This window comes from Pedobacter sp. 05T44 (assembly GCF_056395985.1).
The window spans coordinates 249,635-273,472 of sequence record NZ_JBFTKO010000005.1; the positions used below are offsets into that span (position 1 = coordinate 249,635).

Annotated in this window: 19 protein-coding genes and 1 tRNA gene; 11 read left to right on the forward strand and 9 right to left on the reverse strand. The window is 38.4% G+C overall.

From position 1 onward, the window contains the following. Positions 1-3: 3 nt before the first annotated feature. Positions 4-867: a YicC/YloC family endoribonuclease gene (locus AC1DDK_RS11200; RefSeq protein ID WP_172662430.1), complete on the reverse strand. Its 864-nt coding sequence runs from the start codon at positions 865-867 to the stop codon at positions 4-6. A gap of 159 nt (positions 868-1,026) precedes the next feature. Between AC1DDK_RS11200 and AC1DDK_RS11205 the strand changes: the two genes are divergently transcribed. Next, entirely contained in the window at positions 1,027-1,692 is a 666-nt protein-coding gene (locus tag AC1DDK_RS11205; protein WP_246269683.1) for a hypothetical protein, read from the forward strand. Positions 1,693-1,701: 9 nt separating this feature from the next. Here AC1DDK_RS11205 and rnc read toward each other — a convergent pair whose 3' ends face one another. The 3 genes from rnc to AC1DDK_RS11220 are packed head-to-tail and all read right to left on the reverse strand — an operon-like array spanning position 1,702 to position 3,999. Continuing rightward, positions 1,702-2,430 (reverse strand): ribonuclease III, encoded by a 729-nt coding sequence (gene rnc, locus AC1DDK_RS11210; RefSeq protein ID WP_172662244.1) that lies wholly within the window; start codon positions 2,428-2,430, stop codon positions 1,702-1,704. Positions 2,431-2,481: 51 nt separating this feature from the next. Then, entirely contained in the window at positions 2,482-3,735 is a 1,254-nt protein-coding gene (gene fabF / locus AC1DDK_RS11215; protein WP_048908233.1) for a beta-ketoacyl-ACP synthase II, read from the reverse strand. A 27-nt stretch (positions 3,736-3,762) separates the two neighbouring features. Further along, entirely contained in the window at positions 3,763-3,999 is a 237-nt protein-coding gene (locus AC1DDK_RS11220; RefSeq protein WP_008508386.1) for an acyl carrier protein, read from the reverse strand. Positions 4,000-4,157: 158 nt separating this feature from the next. On the opposite strand from AC1DDK_RS11220, the gene AC1DDK_RS11225 reads away from it, so the two are divergent. The 3 genes from AC1DDK_RS11225 to AC1DDK_RS11235 all read left to right on the forward strand — a co-directional run bounded on the left by AC1DDK_RS11225 (position 4,158) and on the right by AC1DDK_RS11235 (position 6,282). Then, on the forward strand, positions 4,158-4,577 hold the full coding sequence (locus AC1DDK_RS11225; protein WP_048908234.1) for an IPExxxVDY family protein: 420 nt from the start codon (positions 4,158-4,160) through the stop codon (positions 4,575-4,577). Between the two features lie 139 nt (positions 4,578-4,716). Then, a complete protein-coding gene (pyk, locus tag AC1DDK_RS11230; RefSeq protein ID WP_172662243.1) occupies positions 4,717-6,147 on the forward strand; it encodes a pyruvate kinase in 1,431 nt (476 codons plus the stop codon). Positions 6,148-6,194: 47 nt separating this feature from the next. Then, positions 6,195-6,282: transfer RNA gene (locus AC1DDK_RS11235), tRNA-Ser, on the forward strand. 127 nt (positions 6,283-6,409) lie between these two features. Here AC1DDK_RS11235 and AC1DDK_RS11240 read toward each other — a convergent pair. Next, a complete protein-coding gene (locus AC1DDK_RS11240; RefSeq protein WP_288883826.1) occupies positions 6,410-8,989 on the reverse strand; it encodes a hypothetical protein in 2,580 nt (859 codons plus the stop codon). Positions 8,990-9,144: 155 nt separating this feature from the next. Here AC1DDK_RS11240 and AC1DDK_RS11245 point away from each other — a divergent pair, with 155 nt between their 5' ends. Further along, positions 9,145-9,312, forward strand: coding sequence for a hypothetical protein (locus tag AC1DDK_RS11245; protein ID WP_477621950.1), 168 nt, complete (start codon positions 9,145-9,147; stop codon positions 9,310-9,312). Positions 9,313-9,400: 88 nt separating this feature from the next. On the opposite strand, the gene AC1DDK_RS11250 is transcribed toward AC1DDK_RS11245, so the two are convergent. The 3 genes from AC1DDK_RS11250 to glpK form a co-directional block, all read right to left on the reverse strand. After that, positions 9,401-9,610 (reverse strand): hypothetical protein, encoded by a 210-nt coding sequence (locus tag AC1DDK_RS11250; protein ID WP_172662241.1) that lies wholly within the window; start codon positions 9,608-9,610, stop codon positions 9,401-9,403. Positions 9,611-9,761: 151 nt separating this feature from the next. Next, positions 9,762-10,493, reverse strand: coding sequence for an MIP/aquaporin family protein (locus AC1DDK_RS11255; protein ID WP_172662240.1), 732 nt, complete (start codon positions 10,491-10,493; stop codon positions 9,762-9,764). A gap of 32 nt (positions 10,494-10,525) precedes the next feature. Beyond that, on the reverse strand, positions 10,526-12,016 hold the full coding sequence (gene glpK / locus AC1DDK_RS11260) for a glycerol kinase GlpK (protein WP_172662239.1): 1,491 nt from the start codon (positions 12,014-12,016) through the stop codon (positions 10,526-10,528). 308 nt (positions 12,017-12,324) lie between these two features. On the opposite strand from glpK, the gene AC1DDK_RS11265 reads away from it, so the two are divergent. From AC1DDK_RS11265 to AC1DDK_RS11275, 3 genes are all read left to right on the forward strand, one after another. Continuing rightward, on the forward strand, positions 12,325-12,939 hold the full coding sequence (locus AC1DDK_RS11265) for a porin family protein (RefSeq protein ID WP_172662238.1): 615 nt from the start codon (positions 12,325-12,327) through the stop codon (positions 12,937-12,939). 274 nt (positions 12,940-13,213) lie between these two features. After that, entirely contained in the window at positions 13,214-13,846 is a 633-nt protein-coding gene (locus AC1DDK_RS11270) for a porin family protein (protein ID WP_172662237.1), read from the forward strand. Between the two features lie 253 nt (positions 13,847-14,099). Further along, entirely contained in the window at positions 14,100-15,806 is a 1,707-nt protein-coding gene (locus AC1DDK_RS11275) for a glycoside hydrolase family 3 protein (protein ID WP_288884306.1), read from the forward strand. Between the two features lie 8 nt (positions 15,807-15,814). Here the strand turns inward: AC1DDK_RS11275 and AC1DDK_RS11280 are convergent, their stop codons facing one another. Beyond that, positions 15,815-16,354, reverse strand: coding sequence for a thioredoxin family protein (locus AC1DDK_RS11280; protein WP_172662235.1), 540 nt, complete (start codon positions 16,352-16,354; stop codon positions 15,815-15,817). Between the two features lie 130 nt (positions 16,355-16,484). Here AC1DDK_RS11280 and AC1DDK_RS11285 point away from each other — a divergent pair, with 130 nt between their 5' ends. The 3 genes from AC1DDK_RS11285 (at position 16,485) to AC1DDK_RS11295 (ending at position 23,781) form a co-directional block, all read left to right on the forward strand. Next, complete coding sequence (locus tag AC1DDK_RS11285; protein ID WP_172662234.1) at positions 16,485-19,790, forward strand: UvrD-helicase domain-containing protein; 3,306 nt, start codon at positions 16,485-16,487, stop codon at positions 19,788-19,790. Then, complete coding sequence (locus tag AC1DDK_RS11290; protein WP_477633905.1) at positions 19,790-22,663, forward strand: PD-(D/E)XK nuclease family protein; 2,874 nt, start codon at positions 19,790-19,792, stop codon at positions 22,661-22,663. Before AC1DDK_RS11285 ends, AC1DDK_RS11290 begins: the two co-directional genes overlap by 1 nt. 131 nt (positions 22,664-22,794) lie before the next feature. Next, positions 22,795-23,781, forward strand: a complete 987-nt coding sequence (locus AC1DDK_RS11295) for a pyruvate dehydrogenase complex E1 component subunit beta (RefSeq protein WP_477633906.1) — start codon at positions 22,795-22,797, stop codon at positions 23,779-23,781. Positions 23,782-23,838: the final 57 nt, after the last annotated feature.

The following is a 23,838-nucleotide window of genomic DNA, read 5'->3' on the forward strand; positions in this document are numbered from 1 at the left end:
GGCTTACAAAACATTTAATAGTTGTTCCTTTATTTTTTCGAGCTCTTCCTTCATACCCACAACCAACTGCTGTATTTGCGCATCGTTAGCCTTTGCACCCATGGTATTGATCTCTCTACCTATTTCCTGAGAAATAAAACCAAGTTTTTTCCCATTTGCGTCTTTGCTTTTTAAGGTTTCAATAAAGTAATCACAATGACTTCTTAGGCGAATCTTTTCTTCGGTAATATCAAGTTTATCAATATAATAAATTAACTCTTGCTCTAAACGGTTCTGATCTACGTTTATCTTTCCCACATTATCTTCAAGAAACTGATTTAATCTGCTTCTGATCTGAGGAATTCTAAGCGGTTCCAAAACTTCAATTTCGGAAAAGAACTGAAGAATATTTTTAATCCTCAATTCAAGATCAGTCTTTAAAACAACACCCTCGGCAAGTCTGAATTGATTAAAACTTTCAAGGGCCTTAATAAACGTATTGTTTAAAATGTCCCAGTCATTTTCATTAACATCTTCGTCAGAATAACTGATTACCTCAGGGAAATTAAGAACCGCCTGTAAAAGGTTGTTAGAATTGGCCCCTAACTGGATATTGATTTCTTCAAGCTGTTTGTAATACTTGCTCAATAAGGCAGCATTAATAGTTGCACCTTTTAAGTTTTCTTCACTGCGTTCTATGTTTATAGAAACGCTTACTTTTCCACGTTCAATTTCTTTGCTGCAGATATTACGCAGCAATAACTCCTTATCCGAGAAAGCCCTGGGTAGTTTTAAATTCAGTTCCAGGAACTTACTGTTTAAAGATTTTATCTCTACTGCAAACTTTACGTTTTCGTGGTCAGTAGAGGCCAGGCCATACCCTGTCATTGATTTTATCATGTGCAAAGATATAATTTATTGCCTTTTCAAACTCATTTAACTTTTTTTAACTTAGTTCATTGGCAAACAATGGTTAAGTTTACAAAAAATATTCGTTAGATGATAAGGCCTGGTTATTTAAATATTTTAGTATTCCTATTGTTCTTTGTGACATCCATATCCTCTGTTTCAGCTCAGCAAGAGTTTGTTCTTAAGGGAGCAGTAATGGAAAAAGGAGCCTCTACACGTGTTGCAGCCGCACAAATTATAAATAAAAGAACAGGATTATCAGTTTTAAGCAGCGACTTTGGTTTGTTCCAGATCAGAGCCGTACAGGGCGATACGCTTTTAGTAATTAAAATTGAATATTCGGATGCCGAGGCTGTTGTGCCTGCGGGTAAAGACCTCATTGTTTATTTAGATAGGGGAAGAACGCTTAGAGAGGTTAACATTACGGGGCAAAGCAAAAAACAGGAATTGAACGATATAAAGAGGGATTTTAAAAATAAAGGCTCATTCTATCAGGGAAAGCCTCCACTTTTGTCATTTCTTTTTAAACCGCTTACTGCTGTTTATGAATTGTTAGGCCGGACGCCAAAAAATGCAAGAAGATTTGGACGTTATTATGAAACGGAGATGCAACAGTCTTTAATCGATGGATTCTTTAATGAAGTTATCATTCAGAACAATACCGATTTAAAAGGAGAAGCATTGGAAAAATACATGCTTGATTATAGACCAGAATACGAGAAAGCCAAAAACTGGACAGAATACGACGCGGTCAAATACATAAAAGAGTCTTATAAATCGTATACAGACACCTTAAAAAAATAAGCTAAAATTCTAAATAGAAAGGGCCTCGCAGGCTTTTTCTGCCGCAAGCTTTTCGGCATTCTTTTTATTGTAATCCCTGCCCGTACCGAAGCTTTCACCCTCAATAACTGCCTGTATTGTAAATAACTTTGTGCTTTCGCCTTCGCTATTTTGAACCATATCAAAAGATATATCTTTTCCATGACGCTGGCACCATTCAATCAATTTACTCTTGAAATTAGTTTCAGTGAGCTCCAGGGTGTGAATATCGATGTACGGTTTCACTATTCTTTTAAGTAGGAAGTCTTTGGTGAAATTATAGCCTTTATCAAGATACACGGCGCCTACAAGCGCTTCAAATGCATCTCCCAGCATAGAATGATGTTTGGTTTGGATATTTACAGCTTTTTGATCAAAAACGATCAATTGATCAAAGCCCATTTTTCTGGCAAGCTGATTAAGGTTGGCACGATTCACAATTTTTGAACGCATTTCCGTTAAAAAGCCTTCTTCTTTATAAGGATAGCTTTTAAACAGTAATTCGGCAATTACAGAGCCTAAAATAGCATCGCCTAGAAATTCTAAACGTTCATTACTACTCCTACTACCGTTTTTTAGGATTTTTGCCACAGACCTATGCCTGAACGCCATTTTATACAAAACAGTATTTCCAGGCACAAAGCCTAAAATGTTGTTCAACTTTTTTATAAAGTCTTTATCGGATGATAGATAAAGCTTATACAGGTCAAATAATGGCATTAATTATTGCAAAATTAAAGGAGGCTAACAATAGCCTCCGCAAAGTGCTTTTTATTCTTCGTATTTTTTAAAAATCACAGAAGCATTGTGACCTCCGAAGCCAAAAGTATTACTTAAAGCAGCGCGGATAGGTCTCTTTTGTGCCACATTAAATGTGAAATTTAATTTCGGATCAAACGCAGGGTCATCAGTAAAGTGATTAATAGTAGGAGGTACTATGTCATTTTTTACTGCAAGGATAGATGCAATTGCTTCTATGGCACCTGCAGCACCTAATAAATGTCCTGTCATAGATTTTGTAGAGCTGATGTTTAATTTATAAGCATCTTCTCCAAATAAATCAACGATAGCTTTAGTCTCAGAAATGTCTCCCAAAGGAGTTGAGGTTCCATGAACATTAATGTAATCAATATCCGCAGTAGTTAAACCAGCATCTTTAAGCGCGTTTGTCATTACCATTTTTGCGCCTAGTCCTTGCGGATGTGGAGCTGTAATATGGTTAGCATCTGCACTCATTCCACCCCCAACTAATTCGGCATAGATCTTAGCACCTCTTTTCTTAGCATGTTCCAGTTCTTCCAAAATAATGGTTCCTGCACCTTCGCCGGCAACAAAGCCATCCCGGTCTTTATCAAACGGTCTTGAAGCTGTTTGAGGATCATCATTTCTGGTCGATAAGGCATGCATTGCATTAAAACCACCAATACCTGCTTCGTTAATGATTGCCTCAGATCCACCGCTAATCACGATATCGCACATATTCAAACGAATATAATTGTACGCATCGATCATTGCATTTGTAGATGAAGCACATGCAGAAACTGTAGCAAAATTAGGCCCCCTAAGTCCATATTTTATAGAAATATGGCCAGGAACAATGTCAATTATTACTTTCGGAATAAAGAACGGATTCATGCGCGGAGTACCATCGCCTAAAAAGAAGTTCTTCATTTCATCCTGAAATGTTTTAAAGCCGCCAATGCCTGAGCCCCAAATTACGCCAACACGGTTGGTGTCGATTTGTGAAAAATCGAAATTACCATCCTTTACAGCTTCATCTGTGGCTACTAAAGCATATTGAACAAATGGATCTAGCTTGCGCGCTTCCTTTTTGTCCAAAAAATCTTCTGGATTGAAGTTTTTAAGCTCACATGCAAATTTGGTTTTGAACTTTGAGGTGTCAAAACCTGTAATGGGGCCAGCGCCACTCACCCCATTTAACAGGCCATCCCAGAATTCCGGGATTGTACTGCCAATAGGAGTGAGCGCACCCAACCCTGTAACTACTACTCTTTTTACTTCCATTTATACGGATTATACGGAGACCGTATTTTACTTAACGTTTTTTTCTAAGTAAGCAATTGCTTGACCAACTGTACCAATGGTCTCAGCCTGATCATCAGGGATTGCTACATTGAATTCTTTTTCAAACTCCATAATAAGTTCTACTGTATCTAAAGAATCCGCACCTAAATCGTTAGTGAAAGAAGCCTCTGGTGTAACTTCGCTTTCATCCACACCTAATTTTTCAACGATAATAGCCTTAACTCTTGAAGCAATATCAGACATAATGTTATAATTTAATGGTTAAATAATTCAGTGCAAAGAAAAATAAATTCTTACACATTTCAAATGTTTTTATTTCTCTATCAATTTTAATGTTTTTATTTCGAACATTAAAGTAAAATTAGTTTTATAATTTCGTAATCCCGTAAATATACTGCGTTTTGAACAAAACTTATTTAAAACTATCATTAGACCTCGATTTTGTACTAATTGCCATTACTGCATCGCTAAAGGATTATATGCTTTGTCATAAAGTAAATACTAGTCTTAATTTTAATTTTGAAAAGGTTGAGGATCACGAGGTTTACTTTAATATTGATGAAGACCCATTACCGTTTTCAAAGTATTATTTTTACGTTGAACAAGGTGAAATTGAATATTATATCCTTAACAACCGAAATGCCGAAGGGTTTTTAATTCCTGAAATGAATAAAGTAGATTTTTTTATGATTATTCATCAGTACATTGATAAAGAAGATCTTAATTTTATAATCAACGGATTGAATAAACTACCTGATATTCAGGTAGCTGCGCAGATAGATCCGCGCAAATTGAAGTCGAGGGAAAATTTGATAATGTAAATTTTATATTGTAGGTGTATTAAATACACTATATTTGAACTTACATTATCAGACAAATAACATTAATAATCAGACGAGCATGGGTTTTTTATGTGAAAAATCATCGATTTGCGCGTCAATAATAAATTTAAGTAACTAAATGAAACCATTTCATTCCAGAACAAAAATTGTGGCCACCCTGGGCCCTGCTTCAGCTAAACCGGAAGTTTTATACAGTATGTTTAACGCCGGATTAGACGTTTGCCGTTTAAATTTTTCTCACGGTTCTCAGGCAGATCATCAGGAAGTATTGGATACCATTCGTAATATCAATGAAAAATACAATTATAATGTAGGTATCCTTGCCGATTTACAAGGGCCTAAAATTAGGATTGGTATGGTTAAGGATGGTGGTATCAACTTAGTTAATGGAAACCGTACCATCATTACTACGCAAGAATGCATAGGAAATGAAGAACGGATTTACATCACTTACGATACTTTTCCAAAAGATGTAAAAGCTGGCGAAATCATCCTTTTAGATGATGGTAAGCTGCAAATGCGTGTTATCGAAACTAACCTTAAAGACGAAGTTCTTTGCGAAATAGTTCACGGTGGTATTCTTACCTCAAGAAAAGGTGTGAATTTACCTAATACAAAAGTTTCTATTCCTTCTCTTACAGTTGAAGACAGAAAAAACCTTGAGTTTGTTCTCGAAAACGATGTAGAATGGATTGGACTTTCATTTGTTCGTAATGCTGAAGACATTATTGAATTAAAAGACATCATCAAGCAAAGAGGTAAAACTGCCCGTGTAATCGCTAAAATCGAAAAACCCGAGGCAATCGCTAATATCGATGAAATCATTGCTGTTTCTGATGGTATCATGGTTGCCCGTGGTGACCTGGGAGTTGAAATGCCAATGGAAGAAGTTCCTTTGTTACAAAAAATGATTGTACAAAAGTGCAGAGCTGCTTCGAAACCGGTAATTATTGCTACCCAAATGTTGGAAAGTATGATTACTACACCTAGGCCAACCCGTGCTGAGGTTAATGATGTTGCTAACTCTGTTCTTGATGGTGCTGATGCAGTAATGCTAAGTGGCGAGACCTCAGTAGGTGAGTTTCCGCTTATCGTTATTGAGACTATGCAGAAGATCATTCAGAATATCGAAACTAATAACTATCCATTCCACCCTGAAAAGTTCCTTAAACCAAAATCTGAGAGCTTTTTAAGCGATGCAGTTTGCGATACTGCTTGTTTCCTGTCTAAGCAAACAAACGCAGTTGGTATCGTTTCTATGACCGTGAGCGGATATACTGCATTTGAAATTTCAAGCCACAGACCTAAGGCATTAACTTATATCTTTACCAGTAACAGATCTCTATTAAATACTTTGAGCCTTTTATGGGGTGTTCAAGGTTTTTATTACGATAAATTTGAAAGTACTGATGAGACCATTCAAGATGTAAACAGCCTGCTTAAGGAATACAAAATGGTTAAAAAAGGAGACGTGATTATTAACACTGCTGCTATTCCAATGGAACAGAAAGGCAAAACAAATATGTTAAAAATCACTGTTATTGATTAATATTCAGTAACAGGAAAAAAAATACTACTTTTGCAATCCTGAAAAAAGGAGAGTTGTCCGAGTGGTTGAAGGAGCACGCCTGGAAAGTGTGTATACCTCAAAAGGGTATCGAGAGTTCGAATCTCTCACTCTCCGCAAGATGCAAATGAATTTTTAAACTCATAGGGTTGTTCGATGTCGAGCAGCCCTATTTGCTTTAATTTATACCTGGTTCGGCAAATGATATCTATAAAACAAACCCAGGCTATAAATAGTCCATATTTCAATAGCCACTCCTTTCTTGCCTGATAGGTTTGTTACTTGATACAGGATCAAAAAATATTCCGTTCAATACTGCATTATCGCCCCTAACCATATTGATCCTGAATTTCACGGATTTATTGTAAGCAAACTTCAGGTAGGTTCCACCGATGGAATTTTCAACTATTTTTACCGGGGCGATTAGGTTTGATGTTGCTGCGTCGAACATCTCCACCGAAATTTTTCTGCGCTTTTTATCCCAGTCGACAAAGTAGAGCGATACCTGATGGTTTTTTACGCCTTTGATGTCAATGGTACAGGTGAAAGTGTACCCGATCTGATCAGCGTCTGCACTGTAGAGACAGGAGGCAGTTCTGGGTGTTCCGTTTCCTGCATCTGGAGCTAACGCCCGCTGGTCATTGGTCTTAGGTTCCCATACTGTATTGAGCGGTTCGCCGTTACCCTTGACTTTGTAATAAGAAACAGCGGAAACATAGCTGGGAAGCGCTCTTTTATCGACTCCAGCTCCATTATAATTGCAAAGGACATAGCCGTCTTTTCCAAAGATCTTACCCCAATTTCCGCTCGTGGTTGTATCCATACCCATGAACTTTGCAGGATATTGTTCAATAGGTTCAGGATATTTTGGTGTGTTACCTAAATAGGTTGTGACAATTTTATATGTGCCATGGCGTACACCGGTAAAGTACAAAAAATGCGTATCCTCTCTCGCAGCGGAAACGCCCGATACTGAATGATATTTCCCATCCCAGGCCAATTTGCCATTGATCGTGATGCGACTAATTTTTTTTTCAGCTTTTGGAATGCCAATTCTTCCGATGCTGCCGGCAGGGGTGGATATGACAGATAGCCCAGTTAAAATATCAAAATTTGCGCTGATATCGCCGAGTGGGGTTGGAGTTCTTCCTGAGACATCTGTCAACGTTCGGCCAAGGTGGGGTAGTATGTCAAATGTAGTAAAGCCGGGAGCAGTCGGCTTTATGCCGAGCACTTCTTCGCTAAGCCATTTTGTAACTCCTGCACCCCATGGGTGGCAAAGGCTGGTAAAACCACACTGGTTGTTGGGCACCGGACCATTGGTACTGATTACTGAGTTCCATGATGGACGGTAGTCTTCAAAAAATGTGGTGCCCCCGTATCTTAACTGACCTCCCCAAAGATCACGTATGGAACTTAAAGCCTCGTCATATTTATTCATCCTCGCAAATGCCTGGATAACAAAATATTGATTGAACGGAGAATACGAAACCCGATTTACCCTGTCAGTAAAATTTCTATTATATATCGCTTTTTTTTCTTTATCGTTCAAAAGATTGGTTGTAATGGCATCTGCTCCGGCATGGAGACCAAAGGAATGATACCATTCATGAGTTTTCTTCAATTCAAGGATTTTTTCAGTTGCATATCCACGATATTTTTCCTGAAGATCTTTGCGTCCACACGTAGCCATGGCTTCGGAAAATTCATTCCATGCGCGTATGGAAAGCATTTTGTAGGCATTTTGTGGCTCGGGAAGATTGGGGTGCTCAAATCCTGATCCCAAACGTTCATCCCAGCCGAAAAACTCCAGATTTGGATCGGTTCCGTAAACCTTGTAGGCATCATCCAGTTTTACACACACGTTGGCAATATAATTGTTCAATGTTTCGGTATCACCAGTATACCTATAATAATCTATCAGGCTCAGAACCCAGTAAAGCGCATAACTCCTGATGCCGTTACTCTGAGTAGAAGTATATTCAATATTCTTCTTGATAAAGTCGAAATTCCCGAAGGCAACCATAGAAGCTGCCTGAGCAGGATGCGCATCCCCTGTCCAGGAAAATCTATCGCCGCGATTCATTAAAATCGCGCCCAGATAATCCTTAAGTAGGTTTAGCTTTACCGTGTATGCACCCGTATACCATATGCGTGTAAGTGTTGTGTCACTACATGAGAAACGTCCCTTATAGTTAACCGGTTTGGTTTGACAAATAAGTCGTACTGAGGTAATTCTCCAGGTTTTTGAGAATGACCGGACATGTATCCAGCCAAATCTTACTCCTTCATATAATTCAGGATTCAATTCAAGCCGATAGGTATTTCCATACTTTTTTGGACGAGCAGTCTTTGTTGGGTAATTTGCTGGGTAATCAGGTGTTTCATTGTATTCACTAATGCTCATTTCTACACTCCCAATTTGGTCTGGGCTGTCAAATTCTAACCAACCGGCATTGTTCTGTCCGAAATCAAAACGAATATCGCCCTCGCCGTTTACTATGATGCTATGATTCAGTTTGAAATCGGACATATTAAAGTTCCTGGTATTAGAGACTGTCCAACTTTTTGGAGACAACTGATAAGTTTCCATACCGTCACTTGCCTTTGGATCACTCCAGGTATAGTCGATTATCGGATCCGGTGAAAAAAGGTTTGGAGTACCATTTTTTTCTGCTGTTATCGACGGGTAATCTTTGCCTTGTGCAATTGCCGAACAGTTGCTCCCTAAAAAGTTTATCAATAAAACGAATGCTATTATGGCTTTATCAGGATTATATTTCAGATAGTTTCTCCAAACAAGGTTAAATTGTTTACATATCATAAGTAAATCGATTCAATGTTTATAATTGGTTGAGCACAAAAATATAGGTCCATGACAAATCCTTACTGTTCAAAAGTTGTTATTATTTGCATTTTTTGATATTATTGTTTTTCGACATCTTCGCTTCGATAAGAATATCTGTTCCTCTAACTTGTTTGTTTCACCTGAACTTATATATATATCATGGGGCTGTTACCATTGGGGATATTATGAATGAACGTGCCCGCGAATTGTATTGGGAAGAATGGAGGAATGTTAAACTGATTCGGGTGTCGCTTTACCTGGCTCGCAGTGGCAAGCCTGATGAATGGGGCAATACCTAAGTTTGGATAACTTTGACTGGCCGATTCCTTATGCAGAAATTACCGCTAATAATAAAGGGAGACTGAGTCAGAATTTTTGTTAATTGATTTATTTGATTTCCTTGCCAATGTCAGCGTTCCACGCATCAAAATACTTTTGAGCATCTGAATGAAACGGAATTAGCGCATGATGTTCGATAATACGTTTCCTTAAGCCCCACCAGGTTATGCGTTGAATCTTTAATATGTATATGATACCAACGGCATTATGTGCTGTACTTGGATCTGGTTCATACGACAATAGTATGTGTTTGGCCATAGAGCGTTAATTTATATTTGTTTAGTATGTCTAACGAATAGACTTATCCCAATTACAAAGGTATAAAAATCTGTAATTTGTCAACACGAGAAAATTTACTCTAATGTAATATTTTAACCTCAATTTAAATAGTGCTCCTACGGTCGCAAAACTAAACTTTTATACATAAATATAACAAAGCGGCTAATGAACAACCTATAATAGGCCCGATTACTGGTATCCATGCATAATTCCAGTTATTTCCACCTTTACCTGCAACCGGAAGCACGGCGTGCATAATTCGAGGGCCAAGGTCTCTCGCCGGATTAATGGCATATCCTGTTGTACCACCAAGAGATAATCCGATAACCCAAACCAGGAAGGTTACTGGCAAGGCACCAACGGAACCTAAACCAATTGGAGATTTATCTGCACCTAATGACGCATCTGTAAAGTGAAATATCACAAAAATCAGCACAAAAGTGCCTATTATTTCACTAATCAAATTTGAAATGGTATTTGGTATAGCTGGTGCTGTACAAAAAGTAGCCTGTTTTGCTCCTTTGTCTGCGGTTCCTCTGTAAAAATCTTTAAATAAAAGCCAGACCAGAAAGGATCCCAGCATCGCGCCTATAAATTGAGCCGCAATATAGGTCGGGGCATCTGCCCAGTTAAATTTTCCTGCAATAGCCAAACCAATTGTTACAGCTGGATTAAGGTGAGCTCCGCTGTATGGGCCGGCAATAACTACGCCTACAAATACGGCAAGTGCCCAGGCTGTGGTAATTACCATCCAGCCACCATTGTTTCCTTTAGTTCCGGTTAGAACCACATTGGCAACAACACCGTTGCCCAATAAAATCATAAACATAGTGCCGAGGATTTCGGCTGAAAATGCAGACATGCTGATAAGATTTAAATATGTTACTAGTTTGGTTAATTTTCAGCGTACGCTTTTGCTGCCTTTACAGCCCTATTCCATCCTTTAATACGCTCTTCTATATTTTTCGCTTCTCCGGCTTTAAAGCTCTTATCTATTTTCCACTGACCGCTAATGTCGTCCATGTTGTTCCAGTAGCCAACAGCCAAGCCAGCCAGATATGCCGCTCCCAAGGCGGTAACCTCTGTTACCTGGGGTCTGATTACTGTTGTTTCAAGCACGTCAGCCTGAAATTGCATAAGTATGTCGTTGGCAGTTGCACCCCCATCTACTCTTAGCTCTTTAATTCTAAGTCCTGAATCTGCTTCCATAGCCTTTAACACCTCCATTGTTTGGAAAGCGATACTTTCAATGGCTGCTCTGGCAAGGTGAGATGCATTCGTGCCTCTGGTAATTCCGGTAATGGTACCTCTGGCATCCTGATTCCAATGTGGAGCCCCAAGACCTGCGAAGGCAGGAACAAGGTATACACCACCTGTGTCTGCTTCCCTTAAAGCCAGTTCTTCTACATCGGCTGATGTGGCAATTAAGCCTAGCCCATCTCTTAGCCACTGTACAACTGCTCCCCCTATAAATATGCTTCCTTCTAATGCGTATTGTACTTTTCCGTTTATTTTCCAGGCAATGGTAGTTACGAGGTTGTTTTGCGATACTATAGGTTTATCTCCAATATTCATCAACATAAAGCATCCGGTTCCATAAGTGTTTTTAACCATACCTACTTCTGTGCACATTTGACCAAAAAGAGCGGCTTGTTGGTCGCCAGCTATCCCTGCAATAGGTATTTTGGCTGCAAGTACATTGCCTGTGGTTTCTCCATAGACTTCGCTTGATGATTTTACTTCGGGAAGGATGTTGCGTGGTATATTAAAAAGATCAAGCAATTCCTGATCCCAGTCAAGGGTGTGGATGTTATAAATCATTGTCCTTGATGCGTTGGTCACATCAGTAACATGCACCCTGCCATCAGTTAGTTTCCATATCAGCCATGAATCTATGGTTCCAAAGGCGATATCTCCGGCTTCAGCTTTTTCTCTTGCTCCGGGAACATTTTCCAGTATCCATCTGATTTTTGTGGCCGAGAAATAGGCATCTATAATAAGCCCTGTTTTTTCCTGTACGCTTTTGGCCAGGCCTTGCGCTTTTAACTCATCACAGTAGGCAGACGTGCGTCTGTCTTGCCATACAATAGCGTTGTGTAGTGGTTCTCCGGTTTTTCTATCCCATAATACCGTTGTTTCTCGCTGATTAGTGATGCCTATGGCAGCGATGTCGTTAGGCGTTATACTGGCTTTTATGATCGCTTCAGTTGCTACAGCAACCTGGCTAGACCAAATTTCTGTAGCATTATGCTCTACCCATCCTGGTTGAGGATATATTTGCTTAAACTCTCTCTGTGCAATTGAAATAATGCTTCCTTCTTTATCAAAAACAATTGCCCTCGAACTTGTAGTTCCCTGATCTAAGGATAGAATATACTTGCTCATACTTTATATTTGGAATAATGTGTAATAAAACGTAAGTATAAGAAATCATTATCGAAAGTAAAAGCAAGTCGTGTGAAATTATTTTGTTTTTCTGATCTATAGTTTTGAAGAGGTGTATGTTTAATTGTTTGTATCAAATTAGATACAATTTAATAGGAAGCCAACGAATTGGAAGATAATATTTAGAGGCAAAAATTGATGTTGTAACAAGTTTTAAATGGGTGGTAGACAGTGTTTAAAGAGGATATAGTGGCGTTGTTTTTAAAATTGGCACATTTCTTTCTGATGAACATGAAAAACTACACAAAATGAAAAAATTAATTGTTTTGGCCATTGGCCTATTCGTAGCCGGTGCAGCAAATGCACAGAGCCCAATCAGATTGGGTATTAAGGGAGGCTTAAACTTACCGAACATTATTAAAGGTGACGGTAATAATGATTTTAAAACAAAAGTTAATCCTGGTTTCAATGCCGGTATTACTTTGGATATTAATCTGATTAAAGGATTGGCATTTACTCCGGAGTTACTGTATTCTACAAAAGGGTATAAAGCAGAGACTCCTTTTGGTGAATTTACGCAAACAACTCATTTTATTGATATTCCTATTTTAGCAAGTATTAACGTTGGTGGTTCAGGATTGAATTTAGTGGTTGGTCCTCAGGTATCTTTCCTTACTTCAACTAAAAACAAATTTGAAAATGGATTTGGAACTGCTGAAGAAACAATTATTGAAGATAAATCGGATAGATTTAAGAAAAGTCTGGTTGGAGGTGTAATTGGATTCAGATATGATGTAACTGATAAGGTAGACATTCATGGCCGTTATGCATTGGATTTCCAAAAGAACAACGAGAATGGATCAAAAGAAACTCCTGAATACAAGAACCAGGTGTTCTCTGTAGGATTAGGATTGAAATTCTAATTGTTTCGGTTGGATAATTAGATACTCAATTTTTACGGAAGAGCCCGACTATTAATGGTCGGGCTCTTTTGTTTATGCTAATCCCATTAGAGTGTATCAATTCCGAGACACTCACAACGCACGGGTTCATTAGGTTCTGATGAGTGTTTGGTTTTGTTTGTAAACAGCAGTAAATGAGCTGTTTGTTTATTTGTTTGCCTCCCTTTAGATGATTGGTTTTGGGGTCTTTGGCATGGTTATTACAATACACTCTGTGAATTTTAAACAGAAAATTATGAAAAAATTATTCATTATAGGACTAGGATTAACAGTAAGCAGTTTAGCTTTTAAGGCAAATGCACAGACTTCACAGTCGGCTGCTAACGACAAAATGAGCTTCGGTATTAGAGCCGGTGCCAACTTGATGAATATGGGCAAAATCCAGTGGGGTGGCCAAGATTATTCAACAGACTCAAGGGTCGGATTTCAGGCAGGTATTTATGCCGATTTACCTATGGGCGGAGGGTTTGCCTTCTTGCCAGAAGCGATGTTTATACAAAAAGGTGCTAAATTAAGTGAAAACGGGGTGGATTTTGATACCAAGGTATCTTATATAGATGTTCCTGTATTAATAGGGTATAAGGCTACTCCGGAACTAACTGTATTTGCAGGCCCTCAGGTATCATTCCTTCTTTCACAAAAATCGACAGGTGCACTCAATAATGGTATTGAGGGAGAATCGACCGATACAGAGAATTTTAGTAAGTCGCTGGCCGGTGGTGCTGTTGGTTTGGGATATAGTATCACACCAAATATCAATGTTAACGCACGATATATGATGGACTTCCAAAAGGCTCTTAAGGATGATGTAAACCAGGATAAGATTAAGAATAAAGGATTTGCATTATCATTAGGTTACACTTTTTAAGTTGGCCGGTTTTTAAAGTGTAAGTAAAAGAAATTGAGGTCTTTGCAAAAATATCAAAAATTGCATGTAACTTTAAAAAGTTATGAAAGAGATATTTCTTTCTTCTTCATACTTCAAAAAGATAACCAACGAGAGCAGGAACGAAATTAATCCCTAATTGTGTGTGAGGATAATATTCCTATTTAACCTTAAAAAGCATCCTGAATAGGGTGCTTTTTTTATAACTTTGAAATTTAAACAATCCATTGCCGTAATGAACGTTAAACATCTGCTTATTGCTACCCTCCTTTTATCTATCTCAGTATCGTCAACAAAGGCTCAAAAAAAATCTTATTTACAAACTTTAACAGAGAAGAATCACTGGGTTGATTCTGTATTCAATAAATTGAATAGACGCGAGAAAATTGCCCAAATGTTCTTTGTGAGAGCACACACCAATTTGGGGAAGGCTTATGAAGACTCTATTGCCAACGTAATTAAAAAGGAAGATGTTGGTGGCTTGGTGTTTTTTCAGGGAGGACCTGGCCGACAAGCTATTTTAACAAATCAATATCAGTCATTATCAAGGGTACCCTTATTGATTACTTCTGATGGAGAGTGGGGTCTGGGGATGCGTTTAGATAGCACTATCTCTTATCCTTACCAAATGGCCTTAGGAGCAATTCAGGATAAAGAGCTGTTATATAAAATGGGCCTGGAAGTGGCTAAAGATTATAAACGCATTGGTATGCACATGAATCTTGCACCTGATGTTGATGTAAATAATAACCCTAAAAATCCGGTTATAAACTATCGTTCTTTCGGAGAAAATAAATACAACGTAGCTACAAAGGCTGGCGAATATATGAGGGGAATGCAGGATGGGGGTCTATTGGTTAGTATTAAACATTTTCCCGGACATGGAGATACCGATGTAGATTCTCATTACGACCTTCCTCAGCTTAAGTTTTCTAAAGCACGTTTGGATAGTTTGGAGATTTATCCATTTAGAGAATTAATTCGTCAGGGTGCTGCAGGTGTTATGATTGCACACATGAATATTCCGGCACTAGACAACACACCGAATATGCCTTCAACATTATCAAAACCCATTGTTACTGGTATTTTAAAACAGGAATTGGGTTTTAAGGGACTGATTATTTCTGACGCTATGGGCATGAAAGGGGTGGTTAAATATTTTAAGGACGGAGAAGCTGATGTAATGGGTGTAATTGCAGGTAACGATATTCTGGAGCTTTCAGAAAATAGCGATAGAGCAATAAAACTAGTTCGTAAAGCGGTTAGACAAGACCGGATTAGCATGGATAGAATTAACGAAAGTGTTAAAAAGATCCTTACGGCTAAATACTGGGCGGGCTTAAATGCCCGCGATTCTATTAATGAAAGAAATGTGGTTGCTGATGTAAACAGACCGGAAAGTAAAGTGCTTTTGCAAAAGCTGGCTGATGCTTCTATGACGCTGTTAAGGGGCAAGGCAAATATTAGTCAATTGTCTAAGGATAGAAGAACGGTAATCATCAGTTTAGGTACACCTGGAGTTACAGATTTTCAACGTGATCTAGGGGCTTACTATAAAAATTCTGTATTCTATACACTGGATAGGAACGCCAATGCTACAGCTATTGCAAAGGTTTTGAGATACATTAATGTTTTTGATCAGGTAATTGTTGGCATTCATGATACTCGTATCAGGCCTGGAAACGGGATGATTTTAAGTAACGACTTGAAGATGTTTATTAAGGATATGTCGTTAAGTAATGCAATTTTTGCTTTGTTTGCCAATCCGTATAACCTATCGGCATTGCCTGGTCTTGAGAACAGCAAAGGGCTTATAGTAGCCTATCAAAAAGAGGATTTCATGCAAAAGGCGGCCGCATCTGTAATTAAGAATCAACTGATTCCTACAGGGAGACTGCCCGTTACTGTGAATGCTTTTTTTAAGTATGGAGACAAAGAGTAATTGTTAAATTACTTTGCTTTTTGTTGTTTGTAAGTTTCCGGATCAACTGCTTTTGGCGTCCAGTTTTTCAAGAAGTCGGTAACAGCTTTTACGCTATGTCCCGTTTTCTTTTTGCCATTTGCATCTTTCTCATCCGTTTCCAGGTAAGCAGAGTTTTGGGTATGCAATAATTTTCCGTTACCATCAAGTATTACAAAAACAGGAAATCCGAAACGTTGCGGGTAATTAAGGCTGGCAAGCACAGCCTCGTTTTTGTTTTCAGGACTGTAGTTTACCAAAACAACTTCGTAGTTGTCGTTAATGAATTGTTTTAATTCAGGCGTATTGTCAACCATTTTATGAAAAGCAATACACCAGCTGCACCAGTTACCACCAATTTGCAAAAACACATGTTTTCCTTCTTTTTTAGCTTTAGCTACAGCGCCATCAATATCTGCACGGGCATTGGCCTGTGGATTATAAATATGTACCGCTTCTTTTTTCTCTTGTGCAGAGCTTGCGCCTACAGTTGCTATGGCAATAAGTAGTATTAAGGCTATCCTTTTCATTGTTCAGTAATTTAATTGCAAAATTAATAGAATAGCTAACATCAATTGTAATACCAGTTTAATATTCTCTAGTTAAATAGTAGATTTTATTTGTAGCCATATTTTTCTAAATAAGTTATAGCTTTACGTAATGCCTCAACAACCTTTAAAATTGCTTAGAGCATCTGCCGGATCGGGTAAGACTTTTAGCCTAACCCTGCATTACCTTACACTTTTATTTAGCGGCCCGGGTAAATACAGGGAAATTCTTGCAGTTACCTTTACAAATAAGGCAACAGCCGAAATGAAGGAGCGGATATTGGGGGCCTTACAAGCGATAGCAAAAGGCGATCCCTCAGATTTTAAGCCGCTCTTAAAGGCTAGTTATCCTGAGCTTTCTGATGAGGATATTAAAGCAAAAGCACAGATAATTTACAGCAACATACTTCATGATTTTGGTAGGTTCTCTGTAAGCACAATTGATGGCTTTGTGCAAAAGGTAATTCGAAGCTTTGCTTTTGAACTAAATCTGGATAGTGGATATAAGCTGGAAATGAATCATGACAAAGTAAAGGAGGAGCTGGTTAAAGCACTGAACTTACAGATGGAAGCTGATCCTGAATTGCTGGAATGGGTAACGGCGCTTGCCATAGACAGGATAAGCGATGGTAAGGACTGGAATTATCAGCGTGCGTTAAAGGATCTGGCCAATGAGATTTTTAAAGAACGATACTATCCTTTTCAGGAAGCGATGTTGCTTATGGGAGAAGATAGATCGGCAGAATTTAATACTTTAAAACAAACTGTAACCTCTGGCATAAAAGCATTTAATAAAACCCTGTTTGACCAAGCTACGGACCTGAAATACATATTTGATCTTTCTGGTGTTTTGCCCGAAGAACTGGCACGTAAATCTCTTAATCCTTTGTTAAAGCTGGATAAGATATTGAATGAAGATTATAGTATTTTTCCTGCCCTGGCCAATATGGTTGATGATTTTGAGCAGTGGCCGCATACCTCATTAAAGGATACATCAGGAGTAAGGCAGTTGTATGATGACCTTAATCCAGGGTTAAAGAAAATGGTCGACTTTTATCAGGAAGGTGCCGAACAATACTCAACATGGCTGGCCATTCATAAAAACAGTTCTTACTTACGGTTGATGCAGGAAATGGCACAGCAATTAAAAAATTATAGGGCCGAAAATAAAGCACTCCTTATCAGTGATGCCCAACAGTTATTGGTTGGCATAACTGGAGCGGATGCGGAAAATCCTTCTTTTATCTGGGAAAAAACGGGAAATAGGTATAAGCATTTTTTATTCGATGAATTCCAGGATACCAGCACCATGCAGTGGCTTAATTTTTTGCCACTTATTAGAAATGCGCTATCAGAATTTGAAGGGAATACTACCGAGCACCTCATTGTAGGTGATGTAAAGCAGTCAATATATAGATGGCGTAGTGGCGACTGGCGCATTTTGCATAGTAATGTAAGACATGATGTGCAGGCGCATAATGTTGTAGAGGAAAACCTGGAGTTTAACAGGAGAAGTACAGCTAATGTGATTGCATTTAACAATTTTCTGTACAGCCATTTGCCATCTATTTTGCAAAGACAACTCAATGGAATCCTGGCAGAGACGCAGAGAGAAGATCTTTTAAGTTATTGGAATCAGGAGTATAACCAAATTATTGATAGCGCTTATGAAGGAAGCTTTCAAAACGTTACTCCTCAAACGCTAACGGGGGGTAAAATCGAGATGCAATTTCTGAACAAGGAAGATGATTCAGAGTCAGAGGATGAAAGTCCCGTTGCGGCTATTCATTCCGTTAACAAAATCATTGAACTGCTATCGGTTCATGGGTTTTTTATGAAAGATATTTGTGTGTTGGTAAAGACTAATAGAGAGGCAGAAATAATGATTTCAGCCTTATTGGATAGACAAGACGATTTATCGGCCGCTGCGGGCAAAACGTTTCAGGTTATTTCCGGAGATGCTTTAAAGATATCGTCTAACCTTGCCGTCCAGTTGCTGATCAATATATTTAGAATGTTGGTGGCAAGAGAGGATGAACAGGCTATTTATCGGGCTACATGCGCAAGGTTGTATAGCCAGATTAACAACCCGGAAGGGATGGATGAGAAAGTAGCGCTAACTGCTCAGGATTGGATGGATATTGCTAGTCAGCCTATTCAAAATCTTACCTCTTATTTTCCTGAGGACTTCTGCAACGGTTTTGAGAATTTCAGGCAGTTGCCTATGACCAGCTTAATGGAAAGAATGGTGCAGTTTTTTGGATTGGGGACGGGCCGGAATGAAAATCATATTCCTTTTATTATGGCGCTTAGAGATCAGATAGGTGTTTTTGCCGGAGGAGGTGATCAGGGTCTGGGTAGGTTCCTGGAATGGTGGGATGAAGAAGGCTTAAATAAAGCTTTGCCTAACGCTGATGATCAGGATGCGGTGCAAATCATGACCATTCATAAATCGAAAGGATTAGAGTTTAAGGCGGTAATTATTCCATTTTTAAACTGGAAATTAAATATCCCAAGTGGATTTATTAAGAAAATACTATGGGTAAATGCCGGACAGGCAGGGTTTGAAAACTTTAGTACTTTACCAGTGGATTATAGCAGTAAACTTGCGTCTACAGCGTTTGCACGTGAGTACTTTGAAGAAATGCTGCTAAACTATATGGATGCCCTAAATACATTATATGTAGCAACCACCAGGGCAAGAGAATATTTATATCTGGTATGCCCTAAAACAACAACTGTAGAGAAGAAAAAGGAAAGTACGGTTAAAAATGAGCTTCAGAATATATTACTGAACCTTTTTAAAAATGAAGAGGAATCAGGTTTTGTACTTGAAGAAAACCTGATGTCTTTTGGAGAATTACGGCCTGCAGTTAAAAAAGCATCTGAAATTAATGAAAGCGCCATAAAGGTTTCTAATTATTATGTGAATGAGCGCCTGACTTCTAAGTTTAATTACCAAAAGAATAATGATGATGGTTGGTTTAATGCCCGCCAACGAAAAGGAGTAGTGTTACATGGTATTCTGGAAACCATTACAGATTTAAAAGATCTTGATAAATTGATCTCGGTGAAAATGCAGGAAGGTCTGATCAGGCGCAGTGAGCGTGATGAAGTAAAGCAAGCAGTTATAGATGTGATCAATCAACAGGAAATAGCAGAGTGGTTTAAGAATTCTAAAAGCATAATTAGTGAAAGAGATATGATTTTGGAGGGGGGAGAAGTGAAACGTCCGGATAAGCTTTTTGTAATGGAGGATAAGGCTGTGTTGCTCGATTTTAAATTTGGTGCCCCTCATAATAAATACATAGACGATATCAATCATTACAGGGAAAACCTGTTGAAAATGGATGAGTTTAAACAAATAGACGCTTACATCTGGTATGCCGAAACAGGAAAATTATTAAAAGTATCGTAATGGAAAGTGTGAACGAAGGAAAGTTTTTGAACAGAGTTGCCGCCGATCTTTTAGAACGTTTTGGTAATGAACTACAGGATGTAGCCATTGTTTTTAACAATAAAAGACCTCAGCTATACTTAAAGAAATACCTTGCAGAAGTGAGCGGTAAGCCAATTTGGAGCCCACAGATGTATACTATTCAGGAATTTCTTTCACGAGGCACGGTACTTGTTCCTGCAGGTCAGCTTAAACAATTCTTTGTTTTATATACCTGTTATAATGAACTATTAAAAGGAGAGGGCAAAGAAGATGTTTCGCCGGATGAGTTTTATCCGCTGGCAGAAATTATTCTTGGCGATTTTAGTCAGGTAGATTATTATCTGGCCAATGCTAAAGAGATATTTGGGTTAATTGAAGATATAGCCGAACTGCAACTGCAATTCCCAAACTTTGATGAGGAGCAATTACAGTTTATGCGAACATTCTGGGGCTCTTTTTCTGCAAAAAAGCAGAACCAAATGCAAGAAAGGTTTATAGAGCTATGGCAAAGAATGCCCTTGCTTTATGTTAATTTTCACTCAAGATTAGCTAAGGAAAATCTGGTTACCAATGCCAGGATGTACCGTAACCTTGCAGAAGGTAAGAACTCAGATCCCGAATTTTTAAAAGCATTTAAACATACTGTATTTGTTGGTTTCAACGCTTTGTCAAAAGCGGAAGAGCAGTTTTTTAAGCAGTGGCAGGAAAAAGGATGGTGTTCTTTCTATTTTGATGTAGACGCGCATTATTTTTCAAATCCATTGCAGGAAGCCGGACATTTTATCAGAAGAAATATACATACTGTTGGACTGGTTAACCAGTTTAAAGTAGCGCTGGCAAGACTGAACGATGCGGCAAAGGAATTTGTTGTTGTGCAGGCACTGGGTAATGTTGCTCAGGGCAAGTTACTTTCGGAGCTTTTATCAGAAAATGGGGCTAAAAGTGCAGGTGGAAAAGCAATTATTCTTGCCGATGAAAAGTTGCTAATCCCGGCTTTGCAAACTATTGACGACGATAGTGTGAATGTTACTATGGGCTATCCTTTTGAGCAATCGGCCTTATATGGCTTATGTGATCTTTGGCTCAGTATCCAGGAAGCCCTGTTGTCTGATGCAGAGGTTAACTATAAGCATGTTTTATCTTTCCTTTTTAATCCGTTGATTCCTATTGACCCGGATCTACGCAATGAGTTGCATAATAAAGTTGTTGATGAGAAAAAGGCATCTTTTGATAGAGCAGAACTCTTGCGGATGGGCAAGATCGCAACCATCACCTTCAACACTTTTGTCGATTCCTTTACAACGATAAGGCATCTTGCAAGTGTATTATTATACGTTTCAGAAGAAAGCAAGCTGCAAAGAATGGACAGCTTATTGTGTACCGAAGCAGTAAAAGCACTTAATGCACTTACAGATAGTTTTGAAGAGCTAAAAGCAGAGGGAGTAAAGGATTTGAATCCGAGGTTTGTTTTTAAGCTTATCAGAAAAGCACTTCAAGGATTAACCGTGCCCTTTGAAGGAGAACCTTTGGCCGGTTTGCAGGTAATGGGACTTTTGGAAAGCAGGAACCTGGACTTTGATGAACTTATCGTTTTAGGTGTAAATGAAGGTATCCTTCCTAAAATCAATAATAACCCCTCATTTATTCCTGATAATATTAGAYGTGCTTTTGGTTTGCCTATACTTGAACATCAGAATGCAATTTCGGCTTACCTGTTTTATAKGTTACTGCATGTTGCCAAAAAAATTACACTGGTTTATAATGGTGTTACAGACGAGAAAAGTACAGGAGAGGAAAGCCGATTTGTAAAACAGCTGGAGTTCGAAACCAATTGTACGTTTTCGCATAGGGTGCAGCAGAACCAATCAATTGAGAATCCCAGAAACCTGAAAATTGTTGTAGAAAAAAAGGGAGATGTATTAAAAGGACTGGAGAAATATTTCAAAAGAAATTCTACCCCCAAATACGACAAGAAAATATCTGCTACTGCGTTTACAGATTATAATACCTGCTCTCTAAGGTTTTTCTATAAAAATATTGCCGGGTTAAAGGAGCCTAAAGATTTACCGGATAGAATAGAAGCCAATTTAATTGGAAGTGCACTACATACGGTAATGGAAGTTTTTTATGAGCCTAGTGTAGGAGCTGAGATAACCGCCGATTTTATTAAGGAAAGGGAAAAGAAGCTGTCAGATATTTGTGAATTTGCCCTGGCTAAAGAACTTAAGCTTAATGCGGCCAAAGCGGGAACGCAAACTCCGGCTTTGCAACAAATTGTGTTACAGGTATTAGAGCAGTATGCGCTTAAAATTTTAAGAAATGATGAAAAGCTTACGCCTTTTAAAATAGAGGAACTTGAAAATAAAAGCGATTATGTGATGCTTTATCCAATTGATACAGAAGGAAAGAATCGTAATATCTGGCTGTACGGTATCATTGACCGCGTTGATGTAAAAGATGGAAAGATCAGGATCGTTGATTATAAAACAGGCAAAGATCAGCTTAAGTACAAAGATTTTCCTTCTCTTTTCGAGGATCAGGCAAAAGATCATAACAAAGCTCTTATACAAACATTATTCTACACGTATGTGTATGAGCAGGTTAAAGGTAGGCAATATGTAGAGCCTCATCTTTATACCGTTAGAGATTTTAAAGAGGGTACTTTATTTAAAGAAAAGCAAAAAGGGGGATTGGTATTGCAGGATCAGAGCCTTGAAGCGTTTAAATCTATGTTTGCTGATAAATTAAATGAAAAGCTGAATGAACTGTTTGATGAAAACATTCCGTTTCTGCAAACTGAGAATAAAGAAAACTGCTCGTATTGCCCTTATAAAGACATTTGTCAGAGATAGTTAAGGAATTAAACCATTATGGATATATTTCAAGTGTAAAACTTTCTTTTCAAAGGCGGGCAGTGGTGCGAATAAATTGCATATAAAAACAATTTTATCTAAGTTTGCCGCAATTAACATTTGAATATACAATGAGAGAGATTCAATTTAGAGAAGCTTTACGTGAGGCCTTAAGCGAAGAAATGCGCAAAAATGAGAACATTTTTTTGATGGGCGAAGAAGTTGCACAATATAATGGTGCATATAAAGTTAGTCAGGGAATGTTGGATGAATTTGGAGACAAACGCATTATAGACACGCCTATAGCTGAGTTGGGCTTTACCGGTATAGKTATTGGCGCAGCAATGAACGGATTGGTTCCAATCATAGAATTCATGACTTTTAACTTCTCTCTGGTTGCTATAGATCAGATCATTAATGGTGCAGCAAAAATGCTATCTATGAGTGGCGGACAGTTTTCTGTGCCTATTGTATTTCGCGGACCAACTGGAAATGCAGGTCAGTTAGGTGCTCAGCACTCTCAAAACTTTGAGAACTGGTATGCAAACTGTCCGGGTTTAAAAGTTGTAGTTCCATCTACTCCTTACGAAGCTAAAGGCTTGCTTAAACAATCTATTATTGATCCTGATCCGGTTATCTTCATGGAATCTGAGGTTATGTACGGCGATAAAGGCGAAGTTCCTGAAGGCGAATTTTATATTCCTCTAGGTAAGGCTAACGTTGTAAAAGAAGGTACTGATGTAACCATCGTAACTTTTGGCAAGATGCTTACCCGTGTTGTAAACCCAGCTGTAGAAGAATTAACTAAAGAAGGCGTTAGTGTTGAAGTAATTGATTTACGTACTGTACGTCCTATTGATTATGCAACTATCATTGAATCTGTTAAGAAAACCAATCGTTTGGTAATTGTTGAAGAGGCTTGGCCATTGGCTTCTATCTCTTCTGAAATTGCATTTAATATCCAAAAAAATGCTTTCGATTATCTTGATGCTCCGGTATTGCGTATCACTTGTGCAGATGTACCGTTGCCTTATGCACCAACTCTTATTGCGGCTAGCTTACCTAATGCAGAAAAGGTAGTTAAAGCTGTAAAAGAAGTTATGTACGTAGCAAAATAAGACTAATTATTTAAAAGAAATATAATCCCGCTGGTTAAACCCTCTGCGGGATTTTTT

Coding starts and splice junctions, on each gene's coding strand:
- glpK (WP_172662239.1), bottom strand. CDS start 12,016: ATGAGCAAGTATATTCTATCCTTAGATCAGGGAACTACAAGTTCGAGG.
- AC1DDK_RS11285 (WP_172662234.1), top strand. CDS start 16,485: ATGCCTCAACAACCTTTAAAATTGCTTAGAGCATCTGCCGGATCGGGT.
- AC1DDK_RS11275 (WP_288884306.1), top strand. CDS start 14,100: ATGAACGTTAAACATCTGCTTATTGCTACCCTCCTTTTATCTATCTCA.
- AC1DDK_RS11240 (WP_288883826.1), bottom strand. CDS start 8,989: ATGATATGTAAACAATTTAACCTTGTTTGGAGAAACTATCTGAAATAT.
- AC1DDK_RS11200 (WP_172662430.1), bottom strand. CDS start 867: ATGACAGGGTATGGCCTGGCCTCTACTGACCACGAAAACGTAAAGTTT.
- AC1DDK_RS11280 (WP_172662235.1), bottom strand. CDS start 16,354: ATGAAAAGGATAGCCTTAATACTACTTATTGCCATAGCAACTGTAGGC.
- AC1DDK_RS11265 (WP_172662238.1), top strand. CDS start 12,325: ATGAAAAAATTAATTGTTTTGGCCATTGGCCTATTCGTAGCCGGTGCA.
- pyk (WP_172662243.1), top strand. CDS start 4,717: ATGAAACCATTTCATTCCAGAACAAAAATTGTGGCCACCCTGGGCCCT.
- AC1DDK_RS11270 (WP_172662237.1), top strand. CDS start 13,214: ATGAAAAAATTATTCATTATAGGACTAGGATTAACAGTAAGCAGTTTA.
- AC1DDK_RS11220 (WP_008508386.1), bottom strand. CDS start 3,999: ATGTCTGATATTGCTTCAAGAGTTAAGGCTATTATCGTTGAAAAATTA.
- AC1DDK_RS11255 (WP_172662240.1), bottom strand. CDS start 10,493: ATGTCTGCATTTTCAGCCGAAATCCTCGGCACTATGTTTATGATTTTA.
- rnc (WP_172662244.1), bottom strand. CDS start 2,430: ATGCCATTATTTGACCTGTATAAGCTTTATCTATCATCCGATAAAGAC.
- fabF (WP_048908233.1), bottom strand. CDS start 3,735: ATGGAAGTAAAAAGAGTAGTAGTTACAGGGTTGGGTGCGCTCACTCCT.
- AC1DDK_RS11250 (WP_172662241.1), bottom strand. CDS start 9,610: ATGGCCAAACACATACTATTGTCGTATGAACCAGATCCAAGTACAGCA.